This window comes from Stenotrophomonas sp. STM01, from assembly GCF_014852135.1.
GTDB lineage: Bacteria > Pseudomonadota > Gammaproteobacteria > Xanthomonadales > Xanthomonadaceae > Stenotrophomonas > Stenotrophomonas capsici.
The window spans coordinates 205,514-226,601 of the sequence record NZ_JACVBA010000001.1; the positions used below are offsets into that span (position 1 = coordinate 205,514).

Below are 21,088 nucleotides of genomic sequence, written 5' to 3' on the forward strand. Positions count from 1 at the left end.
GCTGAACAGCCGGCAATGAACGCCGGCCTTATCCGCGCCAACGCGCCGGCAACATCCTCGGGCGAGGGCGTCACCCGCAAAGTCGATCCGGAGAGAAAGAGATGGAGTTCTTCCGCAACCTCACGATCGCCCGAAAGCTCGCGATCGCGTTCACCCTCACCACCGTCGCCACCGTTGGCATGGGCGCGTTCGCGGTGGTCCGCCTCAAGCAGGCCACCACCCAGTTGAACGAGATGAGCCAGCGCTACATGCCGGCCGTCCAACACCTGGAGAGCATCCGCGCCGACCTGGCCGAAATCCGCATCGCCGAGCTGTCACAGTTGTCCCACCTGCACGAGCCGGCGTTCGTCGCCGAGTACAACCAGCGCATCGCCGACCAGCGCGCCAAGCTGGCCGAGCACCAGAAGCGCTATGAGGCCCTGCCCGCCAGCGATGAGCAGAAGCGCCTGTACGGCCAGATGCTCAAGACCCTGGAGCAATACCTCAGCGCCCACGCGCAGATGGAAAAGGCCGTGGCCGATGGCCAGTTCGAGCTGGCCCAGCAGATCTCCAACGAACACTCGCGCGTCAGCCGCCGCGACCTGTTCAGCGACGTGGAGAAGCTCAGCAGCTACGTCGTGTCGGCCCTGGACAGCGAGGTGGCGCTCGCCGATGCCACCCAGGCGCGCAGCACCAACGCATTGTTCGCCTGCATGGCCTTGCTGGGCCTGCTGTCGGTCGCCCTCGGCGTGGTCATCGTGCGCGCCATCGTACGCCCGCTGAAGGACGCCCTGCGGGCCGCCGACGAGGTCGCCACCGGTCGCCTGGACGGCACCATCGACGCCGGACGCGGTGACGAGGTCGGCCAGTTGCTGGCTTCGATGCAGCGCATGCAGCACCAGCTCAAGGCGGTGATCGCCGCGCAGTCGGACATGGCGCGCGAGCACGACCAGGGCCAGATCAGCTACCGCATCGACGAATCCCGCTTCCCCGGCGAGTACGGGCGCATGGTGCGCGAGGTCAATGCCCTGGTCGCCCAGCACATCGGCGTGAAGATGCGGGTGGTCGAGGTGATGCGCCACTACGCCCGTGGCGACCTGTCGGTGGACATGGACCGCCTGCCCGGCGAGAAGGCCGCCATCACCGACGCGATGGACGGCACCAAGGCCAGCCTGTCGGCCATCAACAACGAGATCAAGCGCCTGTCGCGCGCCGCCGCCGCCGGTGATTTCAGCCAGCGTGGCGACATCGACCGTTACGAACACGACTTCCGCGAAATGGTCGGCGGGCTCAACGCGCTGATGCAGACCACCGAGGACAACCTCGGCCACATCTCGCGGCTGCTGCAGGCCATTGCCGAGGGTGACCTGACCCGTCGTGTCGAAGGCGACTTCCACGGCATCTTCGCGCGCATGCGTGATGACGGCAACGCCAGCATCGACCAGCTCGCCAGCATCGTCTCCGGCATCCAAGCCGCCAGCGGCAGCATCAGCCTGTCGGCCAGCGAGATCGCCACCGGCAACAGCGACCTGTCGCGCCGCACCGAGACGCAGGCCGCCAACCTGGAGGAAACCGCCGCCTCGATGGAGGAACTGACCTCGACCGTGCGCCAGAACGCCGAGCATGCCCGCCAGGCCGACCAGCTGGCGCGCGGTGCCGCCGACGTGGCCGCGCAGGGCGGCGAAGTGGTCGGGCGCGTGGTCAACACCATGAGCTCGATCGAGCAGTCCTCCCAACGCATCGCCGACATCATCAGCGTGATCGACGGCATCGCCTTCCAGACCAACATCCTGGCCTTGAACGCGGCGGTGGAAGCGGCCCGGGCCGGCGACCAGGGCCGTGGCTTCGCGGTGGTGGCTTCGGAAGTGCGCACCCTGGCGCAGCGTTCGGCCGCCGCGGCCAAGGAGATCAAGGGATTGATCGACGACTCGGTCGGCAAGGTCAGCGAAGGCTCGCAACTGGTCCGCCGTGCCGGCAGCACCATGGACGACATCGTGGCCTCGGTGCAGCGCGTGACCACGATCATGGCCGACATCGCCGCCGCCTCGCAGGAACAGACCGCCGGCATCGAACAGGTCAACCAGACCGTGATGCAGATGGACGAGAGCACCCAGCAGAATGCCGCGCTGGTCGAGGAGGCCTCCGCGGCGGCACGCTCGATGGAAGACCAGGCGCGCCAGCTGACCGATGCGGTGGCCCAGTTCCGCCTCTCCGACGCCGTCAGCGCATCACTGGCCCGCGTTGCCGCCAGCGTACCGCCGCCGGCCGCCCCGCGGCCACGCCCCACCCTGCGTGCCATCCCGGGCAAGCCGGCAGCCCATGCACCGGTCAGCAGTGGCGAGGACTGGCAGGAGTTCTGATCCGTTGCTTGCTGGCGGTGGTCGGGAACTCTCCGGCCTGTCCACCGCCGGCCTCTTTGGCTTCATCCAGGGTCATCGTGTGACGCCTCGTGGACATGGGCCGGCGAAAGGATTGAAGATCCCAGGACGGTCCCTCCCACGCGACGTCCCATGCCCCGCATCACGCGCATTCTCATCGGGCTTGCCGCCCTGCTAATGGTCGGCGTGACCGGCAGCCTGCTCATCGGTCAGGCACTGATCACTCCGGTGCCGCGCACCATAGGGCCCCCGCCGGCCTCGCTCGGCGCCCGTCCGGTGCGCATTGATTCGGCTGCTGGCCCGGTCTCTGGATGGTTTGTCCCTGGTCAGGCGGACAAGGGCAGCGTGCTCCTTCTGCACGGCGTGCGCTCGGACCGGCGCCAGATGCTCCCTCGCGCGCAGTGGCTCAAGCAGTTGGGCTATTCCGTGCTGCTCATCGACCTTCCGGCGCATGGACAATCCCCCGCCGCGCACATCACCTTCGGCGCCAACGAGTCCAAGGCGGTCGACGCGGCAGTCGCGTTCCTTGACCAACAGGCGCCGGGCCGGGCCGTCGCGGTGATCGGGGTGTCCCTGGGGGCCGCATCCACAGTGCTGTCCGCTTCCACGCGACAACTGGCCGCCATTGTCCTGGAATCGATGTACCCCAGCCTCGACCAAGCCGTCGCCGACCGCCTGGCCATCCGTCTGGGCGCCCCCGGACGTCCGCTGGCGCCGCTGCTGCTGTGGCAGCTGCCGTTGCGCCTGCAGCTCTCGGCCGACGACCTTCGGCCCATCGATCACCTGGCCGCAATCGGCGCCCCGGTATTGATCGCGTCCGGTTCACGGGACCGCCACACCCCCATCGACGAAGCCCGCGCGCTCTATCGTGCCGCCGCCGCGCCCAAGCAGTTCTGGGAGGTACCCGGCGCGGCCCATGTCGACCTCTACGCACATGACCCCGCCGCATACCAGCGGGTGGTCGGGGCGTTCCTCCAGTCGCGCCTGCAGCAATAGCCGCGCCTCTTCCAAGGCCGAAACGGCCCTCTACGTACCCCGCCGGCCAGTGACGGAATTCCGTCTCCGGAATCGCCAACTGGTGCCAACGGCCACCTGCTTCACAAAAGGCTCGTAACAGTGCGCCTAAAGAGTTAGAAAGAGCGGCCGATATCACAGTTTCCAGGAGACCGATTGCGGGTTCCCTGGCTTCGACCCTCTGCAAGCGCCTCCATGTCCGTACCCGAATCCTTCGAGTCGAGCCCGTCCACCGTCGCCGGCAACCTGTATGCCGATGAACGCTACATGGTGCGCAGCCCGCACCAGATCCGGCACCTGCTGCAGCAGATGATCGACCAGCGGTCGATGGTCAACGCGCACCCGGATGGACGCGACCAGTCCTTCCCCAGCGCCGTGCTGGAAGTGGACGAGGACGGCCTGCTGCTCGATGCCAGCCCGCTGCCGGCGATCAACCGCAGCGCGGAGGTCGCCGCTTCCCTGCTGTGCTTTGGCCAGGTCGACAAGGTCACCGTGCGCTTCCAGCTGCACGGCCACCGCCGCATCGAACAGGACGGCCGGGTGGCATTCCGGGTACCGCTGCCGGAGGAGGTCTACCACCTGCAGCGCCGTGAGTTCTACCGGCTGGAAACCCCGGTGGGCGACTCACCCTATTGCCTGATCCCCGACCCGGACGGCGGCGAGCCCAGCCGCTGGCGGGTGATCGACATCAGCGCCGGCGGCATGGCGCTGATGCTGCCCTCGCCGCAGGACCTGCTCGCCCTGCAGGGCCGCTATCGCGGCTGCGGGCTGCTGATCCCCGACGCGCCGCCGGTGACCACCACCCTGGTGGTCTGCAACCTGCGCCAGCAGAAGCAGGCCAACGGCATGGAAACCATCCGCGCCGGCCTGCGTTTCGACGACCTGCCACGCGGTGCCGACACGCTGATCCAGCGGTACATCTTCCGCATCGATCGGCTGCGCAAGGCGCGCAGCAACGGCGACTGACCCGGCCCGGGCGCCATCGTGCGCCCCACCTGGCCGAACGCGCCCCGCCCTCTGTGGCCGTCCGTCGCTAAAGTCCCGCCTCCTGGCGCCGATACCGGTGCAACAGCCACCGGCGCCACGCCAGGACCAGGACCTGCCATGAACGATACGCGTACCACTTCCGCCGAAGGCACCGGCGGCGAGTACCTCAGCTTCACCCTCGGCGCAGAGCACTACGGCGTCGACATCCTCAAGGTGCAGGAGATCCGCGGCTACGACGCGGTCACCCGCGTGCCCGATGCCCCGGACTACATCAAGGGCGTCATCAACCTGCGCGGCACCATCGTGCCGGTCATCGACCTGCGCCTGAAGCTGCGCCTGGACGAGGCACGCTACGACGCCTTCACCGTGATGATCGTGCTCAACGTCGAGGACCGCGTGGTCGGCATCGTCGTGGACAGCGTCTCGGACGTGATCCCGCTGTCGGCCGAGCAGATCCGCCCGACCCCGGAATTCGGTGCCGCGGTGGACACCCGCTTCATCTCCGGCATCGGCACCCAGGACGACCGCATGCTGATCCTGCTGGACATCGAAACCCTGCTCGACACCGCCGACCTCGGTCAGGCCGCGGTGACCGAAGAAGCCGCGGCCTGACCCAGCCAACCGGGAGGCGCATCACATTTCCGAACATGCGCCCTCAGCCGCCTGCCCTGTCGGCCGATAGCCCATTGCATGCCCGTCCTCCCCGACTGGCGCCCTCTCGTCATCCCCGGAGATTTTGATGTCCAAGCACCTGATTTGCCTGCTGTCGGCAGCCGTCCTGGCCACCGCCTCGTTCCACGTCGCCGCCGACCCGGCCGAGATGATCCCGCCGGAAAACGCCGCTCGCTTCGCCGGCAAGGACGGCATGGTCTGCGGCAAGGTCGAGAAGGCCCGCTACGCCGAAGGTTCCGAAGGCCAGCCGACCTTCCTGCACATGGGTGGCCAGTTCCCGCGCCACACCTTCTCCGCGCGCATCTCCGGCGCCAACCGTGGCAACTTCGGCTTTCCGCTGGAGTCGCTGGAAGGCAAGACCGTCTGCGTCATCGGCAAGATCCAGCGTGACTCCTCGCGCGCCGAGATCGAAGTCAGCTCGCCGGCCAGCCTGAAGCTGGCAAACATCAAGTAATCCCAGCCTGGTGCCGCGCCGGCCCCGCCGGTGCGGCGCACGCTGCCCGTGCGCGCGCGGGACGTCACCGGAGATCTCCAAGATGCAGTGGGTCAACTCGCTCAAACTCAAGCCGAAGCTGATGCTTACCTTCGGCGTCGTGCTGTTCGTCATGCTGTTGCAGGGCATCGTCGCGTTCCGTGGCCTGTACACCCTCAATGAAGCCACCACCGACCTGGCCGACAACCGCATGCCCAGCCTGCGCGCGACCGGTGAACTGAGCGGGATGGTCAGCGAGTACCGCAACGCGTCCTACCAGGGCCTGGTGCGTGCCAGTGACGAGGTCAAGGCCGACGCCAAGCGCCGCGCCGAGGAGCTGCGCAAGGAGATCGACGCCACCATCGCCAGCTATCCCAAGCTGATCGACAACCCCGAGCAGAAGAAGCTGTTCGACGCCTTCGCTGCCGACTGGAAGGCCGCCACGGTGTCCTACGACTCGGTGACGGAGATGCTGTCGCTGGACCTGCCCGATGACGCCATCGACACCTTCGTCGGCGAAACTCGCAACCTGCACCGCAAGGCCTACGTGTCGCTGGAGGCACTGGCCGCCAACGACAATGCCCGCGCCCAGGCCGGTGCCAAGGCCGCTGCGGAGACCTACACCACCTCGGCCATCCTGACCGCCATCGCCATCCTGGTCGGTGCGGCCGGCGGCGTGCTGCTGGTATGGCTGTTCGCCCGCTCGCTGGTCGGCTCGGTGCGCGGCGCCGTGGACGTGGCCAACGAAGTGGCCAGCGGCAAGCTCGACGGCCATATCGACGTCAACCGCGCCGATGAAGTCGGCGACCTGCTGCGCGCCATGCAGCGCATGCAGCGCGACCTGCGCGAGCGCATCGAGCGCGACCAGGCCGTGGCCGCGGAGAACCTGCGCATCCGTACCGCGCTGGACTACTCCTCCACCGGCGTGTACCTGACCAACGAAGACCTGGAAATCGTCTACGCCAACCGTGCCCTGCTGGACACGCTGGCCCAGTACAACGACGCGCTGACCGGCGCCCTGTCCCACTACGACGCCAGCATCGCCCTGGTCGGCCAACCGGTCACCGCGCTGGAGCACAACGGCCAGGTCGACAACAAGGTGCTCGAAGCACTGGAAAAGAACGGCGTGGCCCGTCGCCAGATGAGCTTCGGCGATGCCCAGTTCGCGCAGGCGATCTCGGTCATCCGCAATGACGGCGGCGTGGCCGTCGGCCACGTGGTCGAATGGCGCGACCGCACCACCGAAGCGCTGGTGGAGAAGGAAGTGGCGCGCGTGATCGAAGCCGCCGCCGCCGGCGACCTCAGCGGCCGCATCGAGACCAGCGACAAGGACGGTTTCTTCCTGCAGCTGGCCGGCCAGATCAACAGCCTGCTCGACGCCAACGCCAGCAGCCTGGAACAGATTTCCGCGCTGCTCTCGGCGCTGTCGCGCGGCGACCTCACCGTGCGCATGCATGGCCAGTACCAGGGCGTGTTCGCCACCATGCGTGACGACGCCAACGCCACCGCCGAGCAGCTGACCGGCATCGTTGGCCGCATCAAGCAGTCCTCGGTTGCCATCAATGCGGCCGCCACCGAGATCGCCAGCGGCAACAACGACCTGTCGCGCCGTACCGAGCAGCAGGCCGCCAACCTGGAGGAAACCGCCGCCTCGATGGAGGAACTGACCTCCACCGTGCGCCAGAACGCCGAATCGGCCCGCCAGGCCAACCAGCTGGCCATCGGTGCCGCCTCGGTGGCCTCGCAGGGTGGCGAGGTGGTCAGCCAGGTGGTGACCACGATGAGCGCCATCGAGGCCTCGTCCAAGAAGATCGCCGAGATCATCTCGGTCATCGACGGCATCGCTTTCCAGACCAACATCCTGGCCTTGAACGCCGCGGTGGAAGCCGCGCGTGCCGGCGAGCAGGGCCGCGGCTTCGCCGTGGTCGCCTCGGAAGTACGTACGCTGGCCCAGCGCTCGGCCGGTGCGGCCAAGGAGATCAAGGGCCTGATCGATGACTCGGTCGGCAAGGTGTCCGACGGCTCGGCGCTGGTCCGCAAGGCCGGCACCACGATGGGCGAGATCGTGGCCTCGGTGCAGCGCGTGACCGACATCATGGCCGAGATCTCCGCCGCCTCGCAGGAACAGAGCGCCGGCATCGAGCAGGTCAACCAGACCGTCACCCAGATGGACGAGACCACCCAGCAGAACGCCGCGCTGGTGGAGGAAGCCACCGCCGCGGCCCGTTCGATGGAAGAACAGGCCGGCCACCTGGCCACCGTCGTGTCGGTGTTCCGCCTCGATGACAGCCAGCCGGAAGAACCCATCGCCGCGCCACCGCTCGCCAGCAAGCCCGAGCCGCGTCGCCCGGCACTCGCACCGGAACCGGTACGCCGGCGGGTGGCCGGCAACCGGACCGCGGTTGCCGAGCTGGCCGATTCGGACTGGCAGGAGTTCTGACCCACACGACCCCGGCCCCGGCCGGGGTCGTGCGTTATGCGCCGGCTAAACATTCGGCTCCCGCGGCCGATACACCCGTAACTTCCCCTTTCCCGCTCGCCCCCCACGGGCGCTGCCCTTTGCCATGAATCCCTACCGTCTCTGGTCGAACTACATCAGCAACATCTCCGTGCGGCGCAAGCTGAACCTGTTGACGGTGCTGATCGCGCTGGGCGTGATCGCGCTGTCGGTGATCGCCGCCCGCATGCAGTACGTGGATCTGTACGAAACCCGCAAGGAGTCCCTCAAGGCCCAGGTGGAGATGAGCCAGGGCGTGCTGGACTACTACGCCAACCGCGCGAAGGCCGGTGAGTTGTCGCTGCACGACGCACAGCAGCAGGCGCTGGCCGCGCTGCAGAACATGCGCTCCAACGCCGACGTCAACTACCTCAACGTCTACAACACCGACTACGTGCTGCTGATGCATCCGTTCCGCGCCGACCTGGTCGGCAAGGACATGAAGGACTTCCGTGGCGAGGACGGCGTACGCCTGTACTACGACCAGGTCGAGGCCGCGCGCCGCGGTGGCGGCTACGTCGGCTACACCTGGGCCAAGCCCGGCACGCAGGGCCCGGTCGCCAAGCTGGCCTACGCCGGCCTGTACGGCCCGTGGAACTGGGTGGTGTCCAGCGGCGTCTACATGGACGAGGTGCAGGGCCAGGCGCTGAAGTTCACCGCCATCATGACCGTCGCCGGTGGCGTGCTGGTGCTGCTGGTGGTCGGCCTGAGCTGGGTCATCGGCAGCCGCATCGTCACGCCACTGCGCAACGCCACCGCGGTGGCCAATGCCATCGCGCGCGGCCGCATGGACAACACCATCCCCGCACCCAGCCGCGACGAGACCGGGCAGCTGCTCACCAGCATGCAGCGCATGCAGGACCAGCTGCGCGCGGTGATCGAGGCCCAGAATGAAATGGCCCGCCAGCACGACGCCGGCATCATCAGCTACCGCATCGACGCCGAGGCGTTCCCGGGCGACTACGGCGTGATGGTGGCCGAAACCAACGTGCTGGTGGCCAACCACATCGACGTGAAGATGCAGGTCATCGCCATCGCGCAGCGCTACGCGGTGGGCGACCTCACCCCGGACATGCCACTGCTGCCGGGCGAGAAGCACGTCATCACCGAGACCATGGCCACCATCAAGCAGAACCTGTCGGCCATCAACAGCGAGATCAAGCGGCTGGGCAACGCGGCCGCCGCCGGCGACTTCAGCCTGCGCGGCGACGAGCAGCGCTTCGAGCACGACTTCCTGGACATGGTGCGCAGCCTCAACGCGATGATGCGCACCAGCGACCACAACCTGGAACAGATCTCGCAGTTGCTTCGCGCCCTGGCCCAGGGTGACCTGACCGCCACCATGCACGGTGACTTCCAGGGCGTGTTCGCCCGCATGCGCGAAGACGCGGACAGCACCATCGCCCAGCTTTCGGGCATCGTCTCGCGCATCCAGTCCGCCGCCGACAGCATCAACCTGGCCGCCGGCGAGATCGCCACCGGCAACAGCGACCTGTCGCGCCGCACCGAAGTGCAGGCGGCCAACCTGGAGGAAACCGCGGCCTCGATGGAAGAACTGACCTCCACCGTGCGCCAGAACGCCGACTCCGCCCGCCAGGCCAACCAGCTGGCCATCGGCGCGGCCGGCGTCGCCGCGCGCGGCGGCAACGTGGTCGAGGAAGTGGTGGTCACGATGGGCCAGATCGAGCAGTCCTCGCGCCGCATCGCCGACATCATCTCGGTGATCGACGGCATCGCCTTCCAGACCAACATCCTGGCGTTGAACGCCGCGGTCGAAGCCGCGCGCGCCGGCGAACAGGGCCGCGGCTTCGCCGTGGTGGCCAGTGAAGTGCGTACCCTGGCCCAGCGCTCGGCGGCGGCCGCCAAGGAGATCAAGGGCCTGATCGATGACTCCACCCAGCGTGTCTCCGAAGGCTCGCAGCTGGTGCACCAGGCCGGTGCGACCATGGGCGAGATCGTCACTTCGGTGCAGCGCGTGACCGACATCATGGCCGAGATCTCCGCCGCCTCGCAGGAACAGAGCGCCGGCATCGAGCAGGTCAACCAGACCATAGTGCAGATGGACGAAACCACCCAGCAGAACGCCGCCCTGGTCGAGGAAGCCAGTGCCGCGGCGCGCCTGCTGGAAGAACAGGCCATCCAGCTCGACCAGGCCGTGGCGGTGTTCCGCATCGAGTCCACCGGCGCCGGCGCGCCGGCCGAGGTCCCGGCCGCGCTGGCGTTGGCCAGTTGAACGGAGCGCCTGCCAGCATGTCCAGCCTCGACACCACCCAGCGCGATTTCGAGTTCAACGACCGCGACTTCCGCCGCGTCTGCGAGCTGATCCATGCCCGTGCCGGGATCGCGCTGGCACCGGCCAAGCGCGACATGGTGTACGGCCGGCTGTCGCGCCGGCTGCGCTCGCTGGGCCTGCAGTCATTCAAGGACTACCTGGACCAGCTCGAGCAGCACGGCGGCGAGGAATGGCAGGCATTCACCAACGCCCTGACCACCAACCTGACCTCGTTCTTCCGTGAGCCGCACCACTTCGACAAGCTGCACGAGGAACTGCAGCAGCGCGCCTCGCATGCGCCGATCAAGCTGTGGTCGTGCGCCGCTTCCACCGGTGAAGAGCCCTACTCCATGGCCATCACCGCCTGCGAGACGTTCGGCACGATGACCCCGCCGGTACGCATCCTCGCCACCGACGTGGACACCCAGGTGCTGGCCACCGCCAGCCAGGGCGTGTACGCGATCGAACGCGTCGCCGGGCTGGATGCGGAGACCAAGCGCCGCTATTTCCAGCGCGGCACTGGCCCGAACGAGGGCAAATGCCGGGTGGTGCCGGCGCTGCGTGCGCTGGTGGAGTTCCGCCAGCTCAACCTGCTCAGCTCCCGCTATGACGTCGGCGGCCCATTCGACGCGCTGTTCTGCCGCAACGTGATGATCTACTTCGACAAACCCACCCAGCGCGCCATCCTGTCGCGGCTGGTCGAGCACATGGGCGACGACGGGCTGCTCTACACCGGCCATTCCGAGAACTACCTGCATGCGGCCGACCTGATCCAGCCATGCGGCCGCACCCTGTACCGCCGTACCCGCCGGAGCGGTGCATGAAGCCTTCCCAGTCCTATCCCGACGAGGTCATGCGCTACCGCGACAGTCGCTTCCAGACCGTCGCCGCCAAGCTGCTGCCTACCCAGTACCTGGTCGTGGACGATGACACCGCGCTGACCACCACGCTCGGCTCCTGCGTGGCCGCCTGCATCCGCGACCCGATCCTCGGCATCGGCGGCATGAACCACTTCCTGCTGCCGGACGGCAACGTCGGCGACGGCGCGCCCGCACGCTACGGCAGCTACGCGATGGAACTGCTGATCAACGACCTGCTCAAGCGCGGCGCGCACCGCAAACGCCTGGAAGCCAAGGTCTTCGGCGGTGCCAACGTGCTCAAGGGCTTCACCAGCAACCCGGTCGGCACCCGCAACGCCGAGTTCGTGCGCCAGTACCTGCAGGCCGAGCACATCCCCATCGTCGCCGAGGACCTGTGCGGCATCCACCCGCGCAAGGTGTGGTTCTTCCCGACCACCGGCCGGGTCGTGGTGCAGCGCCTGCCGCATGCGCACGATGCCGAAGTGCTGGCCGCCGAAACCGCGGTGCGCGCCAAATTGTCGCGCACGCCGGTCAGCGGCGGCGTGGAGCTGTTCGAATGAGCCTGGCCTCGCCTTGCCGCGTGCTGGTGGTGGACGACTCGGCGCTGGTGCGCCAGGTCCTCACCGAACTACTGGCCGCCGACCCCGGCATCGAGGTGGTCGGCACCGCCGCCGATCCGCTGCTGGCGCGCGAGAAGATCAAGCGCCTGAACCCGGACGTGCTGACCCTGGACGTGGAAATGCCACGCATGGACGGGCTGGCCTTCCTCGAGAACCTCATGCGCCTGCACCCGATGCCGGTGGTGATGGTGTCCTCGCTGACCGAGCGCGGCGCCGATACCACCCTGCAGGCCTTGGCCCTGGGCGCGGTGGACTTCGTGGCCAAGCCCAAGCTGGACATCGCCCGCGGCCTGGAAGCCTATGCCGACGAGATCCGCGCCAAGGTCAAGATGGCCGCGCGCTCGCGCGTACGTGCCTCGGCGTCGCCGCTGCGCCGCCTGCCCGTGCAGAGCGCTTCCAGCCACATCGGCTTCCGCACCACCGACCGGTTGATCGCCATCGGTGCCTCTGCCGGCGGCACCGAAGCACTGCGGACCGTGCTGGAGACCCTGCCCGCAGACGCGCCGGCCGTGGTGCTCACCCAGCACTTGCCTGCGGCCTTCAGTGCGGCCTTCGCCGAGCGCCTGGATCGCCATTCGGCCATGTCGGTACGCGAGGCCAGCGACGGCGAAGCCATCCTGCCTGGCCATGCCTACCTGCCGGCCGGCGGCAAGCACCTGCGCATCATCCGCGACGGTGCCCGCTGGCGCTGCCGTGTGGACGACACCGCGCCGGTCAACCTGCACAAGCCGGCGGTGGACGTGCTGTTCCGTTCGGTGGCGCAGAACGCCGGCGCCAACGCCATCGGCGCCATCCTCACCGGCATGGGCGAGGACGGCGCACGTGGCCTGCTGGAGATGAAGCAGGCCGGTGCCGCCACCCTGGCACAGGACGAGGCCACCAGCGTGGTCTGGGGCATGCCCGGCAGCGCGGTGCGCCTGGGCGCGGTGGACGAAGTGCTGCCGCTGGAACGCATCGCCGAGCGCCTGCTGGCGCTGGCGCGGGCCTGACCACCCGCCTGCGCGGCCTGGTTGCGCCGCGCTCAACCTGCCGAAGCTAGGCGCATGCCGCAGCAGGGCACCTGCCGTTGCACAGCACCTCGCGCAGTGCGATGGCCTGCGCCGTCGTGGTTTCCAGCCGGGCTGCCAACTCCGCCACCGCCGTCTCCAGCAGCTGCGGATGGAGCGGGTACTGGCAGGCTTGCTCCACATGCTCGCAGGCGTGCACCACCTCGCCGGCGTCCACCATCCGTGCACCGCCCTTGATGCCATGCGCCAGCGCCGCCAGGGCAGGCACCTGCGGATCTTCCCTCCAGGCCAGCACCGCGGCCAGATCGTGACGGAAGCTGTCGATCGCTTCATCCAGGAACACGCAGGCCAGCCTATCGTCGTCGCCGGTCAGCGCCCGCACCATCGCCATCATCGAACCATCCACTGCGGCGGTAGTGCCGTCATCGTCCATGCCGCTGCCCTGCAGCGATGCCAGCCGCGACGACAGCGCCGACAAGGTCAGCGGCTTGAACAGGCAGTCGTCCATCCCCGCGTCCAGGCAACGGATGCGCTCCTCCGGCAGTACGTTGGCGGTGTAGCCGATCAACGCACAGGGCGATGCACCGCGTGCGCGTTCGTCCTCGCGGATGCGACGGCTCAGCGTGTAACCGTCCATCACCGGCATGCAGCAGTCGGTGATCACCATGTCGAATCCATGCGTTCGCCATAGCGCCAGCGCCTCCTCACCGTTCTGTGCACTGACCACGCCCTGCCCGAGGAATGACAGTTGTTCCACCAGCAGCACCCGGTTGGCCGAGCGGTCGTCCACCACCAGGATCCGCCATTTGCGCAGTGCCAACTGTACGTGCGGGCGCGGCGGGTCCGCCGGCTGCCCATCCGCCGGCTCCAACACCTCCAGCGGCAGCCGCAGGGTCACGCGGGTGCCCTCGCCCGGACGGCTGCTCACCGCGATATCCCCATGCTTCCCCACCGCGCGCCGTCAACGCTGCTGCGTCAAGCCAGCAGCGCAGCCATCCCGCGGCTCGGGGGTTTCATCTGAAATCAACGCGTCGCGAAGGCCGGCATTCTGGTGAGCGCCCCGGTAGCCGTATATGAGATTCACCTCAAACATCACCTTCCGCCCCGCAGCTTCGACAACGTGGCGACAGGCAACAAAAAACCCCCGGCTTGCGCCGGGGGTTTCCTTCAACACTCAACTACCGTGATCGAACTCAGGCGTTGACCGAATCGGCCACGTCCTTGTAGTCGGCGATCTGGTCGAAGTTCATGTAGCGGTAGATCGTGTCGCCATTGGCGTTGATCACGCCGATGTCCGCCATGTACTCCTCCTTGGTCGGGATGCGACCCAGGCGCGAGCAGATCGCGGCCAGCTCGGCCGAACCCAGGTACACGTTGGTGTTGCGGCCCAGGCGGTTCGGGAAGTTGCGGGTCGAGGTCGACATCGCGGTGGAGCCTTCGCGGATCTGCGCCTGGTTGCCCATGCACAGCGAGCAGCCCGGCATTTCCATGCGCGCGCCGGCGGAGCCGAAGGTGCCGTACACGCCTTCCTTGGTCAGCTCGGAGGCATCCATCTTGGTCGGCGGGGCCACCCACAGGCGGGTCGGGATGTCACGCTTGCCTTCCAGCAGCTTCGCAGCGGCGCGGAAGTGACCGATGTTGGTCATGCACGAACCGATGAACACTTCGTCGATCTTGGCACCGGCAACTTCAGACAGCGTCTTCACGTCGTCCGGGTCGTTCGGGCAGGCCACGATCGGCTCGTGGATGTCGGCCAGGTCGATCTCGATGACGGCGGCGTACTCGGCGTCGGCATCCGGCTCCAGCAGCTGCGGGTCGGCCAGCCAGGCTTCCATCTTCTCCACGCGACGGGCCAGCGAACGGGCATCGGCGTAGCCTTCGGCGATCATCCACTTCAGCAGCGTGATGTTGCTGTTGAGGTACTCGATGATCGGCTCCTTGTTCAGGCGCACCGAGCAACCGGCGGCCGAACGCTCGGCCGAGGCGTCGGACAGTTCGAACGCCTGCTCCACCTTCAGGTCCGGCAGGCCTTCGATTTCCAGGATGCGGCCGGAGAAGATGTTCTTCTTGCCCGCCTTGGCCACGGTCAGCAGACCGGACTTGATCGCGTACAGCGGGATCGCGTTGACCAGGTCACGCAGGGTCACGCCCGGCTGCATCTTGCCCTTGAAGCGCACCAGCACCGACTCCGGCATGTCCAGCGGCATCACGCCGGTGGCCGCGGCGAAGGCGACCAGGCCCGAACCGGCCGGGAACGAAATGCCCACCGGGAAACGGGTGTGCGAGTCGCCACCGGTGCCGACGGTGTCCGGCAGCAGCATGCGGTTGAGCCAGCTGTGGATCACGCCATCGCCCGGACGCAGCGAGACGCCGCCACGGGTGGAGATGAACTCCGGCAGGGTGTGGTGGGTCTTCACGTCCACCGGCTTCGGGTACGCGGCGGTATGGCAGAACGACTGCATCACCAGGTCGGCCGAGAAGCCCAGGCAGGCCAGGTCCTTCAGCTCGTCGCGGGTCATCGGGCCGGTGGTGTCCTGCGAGCCCACCGAGGTCATCTTCGGTTCGCAGTAGGTGCCCGGACGCATGCCCTTGCCTTCCGGCAGGCCACAGGCGCGGCCCACCATCTTCTGGGCCAGCGAGTAACCCTTGCCGGTATCGGCCGGCTGCACCGGCAGGCGGAACAGGTCGGTCACCGGCAGGCCCAGCGCTTCACGCGCCTTGGCGGTCAGGCCACGGCCGATGATCAGCGGAATGCGGCCGCCGGCGCGCACTTCGTCGAACAGCACGTCGCTCTTGACCTGGAATTCGGCGATCACTTCGCCGTTCTTCAGGGCCTTGCCGTCGTACGGACGCAGCTCGACGACATCGCCGTGCTCCATCTTCGACACGTCCAGCTCGATTGGCAGCGCGCCGGCATCTTCCATGGTGTTGTAGAAGATCGGGGCGATCTTCGAACCCAGGCAGACACCGCCGAAGCGCTTGTTCGGGATGAAGGGGATGTCTTCACCGGTGAACCACAGCACCGAGTTGGTGGCGGACTTGCGGCTGGAACCGGTACCGACCACGTCGCCGACGTAGGCAACCAGGTTGCCCTTTTCCTTCAGCGACAGGATCTCCTGGATCGGGCCACGCTTGCCGTCTTCTTCCGGCACGAACGGGGCATCCGGACGCTTGTTCTTCAGCATCGCCAGCGCGTGCATCGGGATATCCGGGCGGGTGGTCGCATCCGGGGCCGGCGACAGGTCGTCGGTGTTGGTTTCGCCCGGCACCTTGAACACGGTGATGGTCAGGCTCTGCGGCACTTCCGGCTTGCTGGTGAACCACTCGGCATCGGCCCAGCTCTGCAGCACGCCCTGTGCATTGGCGTTGCCGGCCTTGGCCTTTTCCTGCACGTCGTGGAAGGCATCAAACACCAGCAGCGTGTGCTTCAGGCCGTTGGCGGCGATGGCACCGACTTCGGCGTCGTCCAGCAGCTGGATCAGCGGGGCGACGTTGTAACCGCCGAGCATGGTGCCCAGCAGTTCGGTGGCGCGCGCGCGGCTGATCAGTGCGTTCTTTTCGGTGCCGAAGGCAATGGCAGCCAGGTACGAGGCCTTGACCTTGGCGGCGTCGTCCACACCCGCCGGCACGCGGTGGGTGATCAGGTCGAGCAGGAACTCGGCCTCACCGGCCGGCGGGTTCTTCAGCAGCTCGATGACGTCGGCCGTCTGCTGTGCGGTCAGCGGCAGCGGCGGGATGCCAAGCGCTGCGCGCTCGGCTACGTGGTGGCGGTAGGCTTCCAACATGACAACTCCCGGGTGTTACGGTTTGAGTAATGGATGGGCTCAGGCTTGCGGCACGATCAGCTTCAGGCCCTTGAAGTAGTCGCGATAAAACGTGTCGTTCCAGGTGATCAGGCCGTCGCACTGCAGCAGTGCGTGGGCGCCCACCATGAAATCGTCGATGCGGCGGGTCTCGCCGCTGCGCTGGCGGTGACGGCGGTGCATCTCGCCGGCGCGCAATGCGGATTTGGCTTCCAGCGGATTGAAATGGACGCCCATTTCCTCCAGCGCCTCCTGCACTTCGGCACCGCCGCGCAGCGAGGCGCAGACCTCGGCCAAGGTCGTACCGCAGATGACCACCCGGCCACCGACCAGCGCCTGCCGCAGGCAGGCCTCCACCGCGTCGGCACGCGGGCCATCGCTGAGCAGTTCGATCAGGACCGGGGAGTCGACGGCGATCATGCGTCGTCGGCCTCGTCACGCACGGTGCGCACGGCCTGCTCGGCCGAGTCGAAGCCGTCCAGCGCGAACTTGCCGCGCGCACGGGAAATGGCGTCGTCCACGCTCTTGCGCAGGATGATCCGGCTGCCTTCCAGCTCGACCTTCAGCAACGTGCCCTTGGTCAGGCCCAGCGCGTCACGTACGGCCTTGGGCAGGGTGATCTGCCCGCGTTCAGCTACGGTGGCTTCCATGGGACCTCCAATGAAGTATGCACGAATTATACATACTTCCGCCGGCATACCCCACCCCGCCGCTGACCCGCCAGGCCCCGCCCCGCCTGGCCTCCCCGGCAAAAGCACCGTTACACAACCGCAACACGCCGTTGTCTAAACTGGCCCGGACCGCCATGCGCCCAAGTACGCGTGCATCGTCCATACTCGGACCTGCATTCAGTGACAGGGCCCACGGCCCTGAAAGCCCGCGCGGCGCCGCACCGGCACCGTGGCAAGCCATCTGTAAAGAGGAGTCAGCTGTATGAGCGATACCTTCTCCACCCGCAGCCAACTGGAAGTTGGCGGCCAGCAGTACACCTACTGCAGCCTTCCCAAGCTCGGCCAGAAGTTCGACATCTCCCACCTTCCCTACTCGATGAAGATCCTGCTGGAGAACCTGCTCCGGCACGAGGACGGCGGCCAGACCGTCGGCCCGGAGCACATCGAGGCGGTGGCCAAATGGAACCCCAAGGCCGAGCCGGACACCGAAATCGCCTTCATGCCGGCCCGCGTGGTGCTGCAGGACTTCACCGGCGTGCCCTGCGTGGTGGACCTGGCCGCCATGCGCGACGCGGTGACCAAGCTCGGCGGCAAGGCCGAGCAGATCAACCCGCTGATCCCTTCCGAACTGGTCATCGACCACTCCGTGCAGGTGGACGTGTTCGGCCGCGCCGACGCGCTTGACCTCAACGGCAAGATCGAGTTCGAGCGCAACCGCGAGCGTTACAGCTTCCTGCGCTGGGGCCAGAAGGCCTTCGAGAACTTCAAGGTGGTTCCGCCCAACACCGGCATCGTCCACCAGGTGAACCTGGAAAACCTCGCCCGCGTGGTGATGGAACGTGACGTCGACGGCACCCGTTGGGCGTTCCCGGACACCGTGTTCGGCACCGACTCGCACACCACCATGATCAACGGCATCGGCGTGCTGGGTTGGGGCGTGGGCGGCATCGAGGCCGAGGCCGCCATGCTCGGCCAGCCGTCCTCGATGCTGATCCCGCAGGTGGTCGGCTTCAAGCTCACCGGCAAGCTGCCCGAGGGCACCACCGCCACCGACCTGGTGCTGACCGTCACCCAGATGCTGCGCAAGCACGGCGTGGTCGGCAAGTTCGTCGAGTTCTACGGCGACGGCCTGCAACACCTGCCGCTGGCCGACCGCGCCACCATCGCCAACATGGCCCCGGAGTACGGTGCCACCTGCGGCATCTTCCCGATCGACGCCGAGTCGCTGAGCTACCTGCGCCTGTCCGGCCGCAGCGAGGCGCAGATCGCGCTGGTCGAAAGCTACGCCAAGGCCCAGGGCCTGTGGCACGAGCCCAGCAGCCCGCACGCGCACTACAGCGCCACGCTGGAACTGGACATGGGTGACGTCAAGCCGTCCATGGCTGGCCCCAAGCGCCCGCAGGACCGCGTCCTGCTCGGCGATGTGCATGACAACTTCACCGAGGCGCTCAAGGGCCTGACCGTCAACCGCGACCAGCGCAACGGCGACGTCGCCGACTTCATCAATGAAGGAGGCGGCGCGGCGGTCGGCAACGAGCAGTTGGCCAAGGGCCACGCCGACGTGGTCATCGACAACCAGTCCGTGCGCCTGAAGGACGGCGCGGTGGTCATCGCCGCCATCACCTCCTGCACCAACACCTCCAACCCGGCGGTGATGCTCGGTGCCGGCCTGCTTGCGCGCAATGCCGCGCGCCTGGGCCTGAAGGCCAAGCCGTGGGTGAAGACCTCGCTCGGGCCGGGCTCGCGCGTGGTCACCGACTACCTGGAAAAGGCCGGCGTATTGACCGACCTGGAGAAGCTCGGCTTCTACGTGGTCGGCTACGGCTGCACCACCTGCATCGGCAACTCCGGCCCGCTGCCGGTCGAAGTCAGCGCCGGCATCGCCGCAGGCGACCTGGTGGTGGCCTCGGTGCTGTCGGGCAACCGCAACTTCGAAGGTCGCGTGCATCCGGAAGTAAAGGCCAACTACCTGGCCTCGCCGCCGCTGGTGGTGGCCTACGCCATCGCCGGCACCGTGCGCATCGACCTGACCAAGGAGCCGATCGGCCAGGACAGCAGCGGCAAGGATGTGTACCTGCGTGACATCTGGCCGACCAACAAGGACATCGGCGACATGATCGCCGCCACCGTTGGCCCGGAGATGTTCAAGCAGAACTATGCCGACGTGTTCAAGGGCGACACCCGCTGGGCGCAGATCGCATCGCCGGAAGGCCAGGCCTACCAGTGGAACGGCGACTCCACCTACATCAAGAACCCGCCCTACTTCGACGGCATGACCATGCAGGTCGGCAACATCAGCGATGTGCACGGTGCGCGCGTGCTCGGCCTGTTCGGTGACTCGATCACCACCGACCACATCTCCCCGGCCGGCAACATCAAGAAGGATTCGCCGGCGGGCCGCTTCCTGCAGTCGCGCGGCGTGCTCCCGGCCGACTTCAACAGCTACGGCAGCCGTCGCGGCAACGATGACGTGATGGTGCGCGGCACCTTCGCCAACATCCGCATCAAGAACCTGATGTTCGGTGGCGAGGAAGGCGGCAACACCCTGTACTACGCCCCGGGCAGCACCGACGGCGAGAAGCTGGCCATCTACGACGCGGCCATGAAGTACAAGGCCGACGGCGTGCCGCTGGTGGTGCTGGCCGGCAAGGAATACGGCACCGGCTCTTCGCGCGACTGGGCGGCCAAGGGCACCAACCTGCTGGGCGTCAAGGCGGTGGTCGCCGAGAGCTTCGAGCGCATCCACCGCTCCAACCTGGTCGGCATGGGCGTGCTGCCGCTGCAGTTCATCGACGGCCAGAACGCACAGTCACTGGGCCTGGATGGCTCGGAGACCTTCGACGTCACCGGGTTGGACGACGGCAAGGCCAAGACCGCCACCGTCACTGCGACCAAGGCTGACGGCAGCAAGCAGCAGTTCCAGGCCAAGGTGCTGTTGCTCACGCCCAAGGAAGTGGAGTACTTCCGCAACGGCGGCCTGCTGCAGTACGTGCTGCGCCAGTTGGCGGCGAAGAAAGCGGCCTGACGGATGGATTGACTTGATGAAGCAAAGAACGCCCCTTTCGGGGCGTTCTTTTTTACCCCTCCCCAGCCCTCCCCTTCGCGATGCGAAAGGGAGGGGGAAGAAGCCGGTTCGCTGCGATCTCGAACTCTAGTCGCCGCCGAGCAGCTCGATCGCGGTCTGACAGGTCAACGGAAACCGCCCCCTCCCTTTCGCATCGCGAAGGGGAGGGCTGGGGAGGGGTGACGCTCCCGCTCCTGCTCTTGCTTCTACCCCCACTCCCCCACCCGCTTACCCGCGCTCGCCACCCACCGGCCCCCAGCTGGCGCTGTACACCCGCCACTGGCCGTCCTCATCCCGCCAGCCGGTCTGGATCTCCTGCATGTCGCCGCGCACGGGCAGCAAGCCACCCGTACCCCCGACCAGCAGGGCACTGAAACGTACTGTCGCCGTCTTGTTGTCCGCTGCCATCTCGATGGCTATCGGACCAGTCTGCACCGACACCTTGCTGTTGAGCAGCAACTGCGCCTTGACCAGGCGCTCCAGCCCCGCCCGGTCCACGCCCTCGTTGCCCACGAACTCGGGCGAGACCGCCTCCATGAAGTCCGCGGGACTGCCCGACTCCACACCCTTCTGCATTGCAGCAATCGTATCGCGCAGCCGCTGTTCCGGCGGCGCGCGCTTGCAACCGGCGACGGAAAGCACAATCACCGCAATAAGCATGTATTTCAGAACCGTTCGGATCATCTGAACCCTTCGCCTTTTCCATTCTGGACGGTATGCTGGCATCAGCGGCTGTGGCGCCCCGGTGCCCCGCTCCCATCACTAGATCACATCCATTTCCTGGAGGGGAAG

At 67.3% G+C, this 21,088-nt stretch carries 16 protein-coding genes; 11 read left to right on the top strand and 5 right to left on the bottom strand.

The window, feature by feature from the left end; all coding sequences use genetic code 11:
- Nucleotides 1-101: 101 nt before the first annotated feature.
- The 10 genes from IB227_RS00905 to IB227_RS00950 all read left to right on the top strand — a co-directional run bounded on the left by IB227_RS00905 (nt 102) and on the right by IB227_RS00950 (nt 12,740).
- Nucleotides 102-2,339 (top strand): methyl-accepting chemotaxis protein, encoded by a 2,238-nt coding sequence (locus tag IB227_RS00905; RefSeq protein ID WP_192285871.1) that lies wholly within the window; start codon nt 102-104, stop codon nt 2,337-2,339.
- Between the two features lie 150 nt (nt 2,340-2,489).
- A complete protein-coding gene (locus tag IB227_RS00910; protein WP_192285873.1) occupies nt 2,490-3,353 on the top strand; it encodes an alpha/beta hydrolase in 864 nt (287 codons plus the stop codon).
- 213 nt (nt 3,354-3,566) lie between these two features.
- Nucleotides 3,567-4,337, top strand: a complete 771-nt coding sequence (locus tag IB227_RS00915; protein ID WP_192285875.1) for a flagellar brake protein — start codon at nt 3,567-3,569, stop codon at nt 4,335-4,337.
- Between the two features lie 138 nt (nt 4,338-4,475).
- A complete protein-coding gene (locus IB227_RS00920; RefSeq protein ID WP_132863148.1) occupies nt 4,476-4,970 on the top strand; it encodes a chemotaxis protein CheW in 495 nt (164 codons plus the stop codon).
- A 208-nt stretch (nt 4,971-5,178) separates the two neighbouring features.
- Nucleotides 5,179-5,484, top strand: coding sequence for a hypothetical protein (locus IB227_RS00925; RefSeq protein WP_132866075.1), 306 nt, complete (start codon nt 5,179-5,181; stop codon nt 5,482-5,484).
- Between the two features lie 82 nt (nt 5,485-5,566).
- Complete coding sequence (locus tag IB227_RS00930; protein ID WP_192285877.1) at nt 5,567-7,942, top strand: methyl-accepting chemotaxis protein; 2,376 nt, start codon at nt 5,567-5,569, stop codon at nt 7,940-7,942.
- Nucleotides 7,943-8,066: 124 nt separating this feature from the next.
- On the top strand, nt 8,067-10,232 hold the full coding sequence (locus tag IB227_RS00935; protein WP_192285879.1) for a methyl-accepting chemotaxis protein: 2,166 nt from the start codon (nt 8,067-8,069) through the stop codon (nt 10,230-10,232).
- 17 nt (nt 10,233-10,249) lie between these two features.
- Nucleotides 10,250-11,095, top strand: coding sequence for a CheR family methyltransferase (locus IB227_RS00940; protein ID WP_192285881.1), 846 nt, complete (start codon nt 10,250-10,252; stop codon nt 11,093-11,095).
- Entirely contained in the window at nt 11,092-11,691 is a 600-nt protein-coding gene (gene cheD, locus IB227_RS00945; protein ID WP_132863144.1) for a chemoreceptor glutamine deamidase CheD, read from the top strand. Before IB227_RS00940 ends, cheD begins: the two co-directional genes overlap by 4 nt.
- Nucleotides 11,688-12,740 carry a chemotaxis response regulator protein-glutamate methylesterase gene (locus IB227_RS00950; protein ID WP_192285883.1) on the top strand — a complete coding sequence of 351 codons (1,053 nt, stop codon included), beginning with the start codon at nt 11,688-11,690 and terminating at the stop codon, nt 12,738-12,740. The genes cheD and IB227_RS00950 overlap by 4 nt, the downstream gene beginning before the upstream one ends.
- Before the next feature lie 46 nt (nt 12,741-12,786).
- Here IB227_RS00950 and IB227_RS00955 read toward each other — a convergent pair whose 3' ends face one another.
- The 4 genes from IB227_RS00955 to IB227_RS00970 all read right to left on the bottom strand — a co-directional run bounded on the left by IB227_RS00955 (nt 12,787) and on the right by IB227_RS00970 (nt 17,211).
- On the bottom strand, nt 12,787-13,686 hold the full coding sequence (locus IB227_RS00955) for a hybrid sensor histidine kinase/response regulator (protein ID WP_192285885.1): 900 nt from the start codon (nt 13,684-13,686) through the stop codon (nt 12,787-12,789).
- A gap of 265 nt (nt 13,687-13,951) precedes the next feature.
- On the bottom strand, nt 13,952-16,543 hold the full coding sequence (acnB, locus tag IB227_RS00960) for a bifunctional aconitate hydratase 2/2-methylisocitrate dehydratase (protein WP_192285888.1): 2,592 nt from the start codon (nt 16,541-16,543) through the stop codon (nt 13,952-13,954).
- Between the two features lie 39 nt (nt 16,544-16,582).
- Nucleotides 16,583-16,981, bottom strand: a complete 399-nt coding sequence (locus tag IB227_RS00965) for a type II toxin-antitoxin system VapC family toxin (RefSeq protein ID WP_132863140.1) — start codon at nt 16,979-16,981, stop codon at nt 16,583-16,585.
- Nucleotides 16,978-17,211, bottom strand: a complete 234-nt coding sequence (locus tag IB227_RS00970) for an AbrB/MazE/SpoVT family DNA-binding domain-containing protein (protein WP_192285890.1) — start codon at nt 17,209-17,211, stop codon at nt 16,978-16,980. Before IB227_RS00970 ends, IB227_RS00965 begins: the two co-directional genes overlap by 4 nt.
- 283 nt (nt 17,212-17,494) lie before the next feature.
- Here IB227_RS00970 and acnA point away from each other — a divergent pair, with 283 nt between their 5' ends.
- The gene (gene acnA / locus IB227_RS00975; RefSeq protein WP_192285892.1) at nt 17,495-20,257 is read left to right on the top strand and encodes an aconitate hydratase AcnA; all 2,763 of its coding nucleotides are present in this window, start codon (nt 17,495-17,497) and stop codon (nt 20,255-20,257) included.
- Between the two features lie 267 nt (nt 20,258-20,524).
- Here the strand turns inward: acnA and IB227_RS00980 are convergent, their stop codons facing one another.
- Nucleotides 20,525-20,872 carry a hypothetical protein gene (locus IB227_RS00980; protein WP_192285894.1) on the bottom strand — a complete coding sequence of 116 codons (348 nt, stop codon included), beginning with the start codon at nt 20,870-20,872 and terminating at the stop codon, nt 20,525-20,527.
- Between the last annotated feature and the right edge of the window lie 216 nt (nt 20,873-21,088).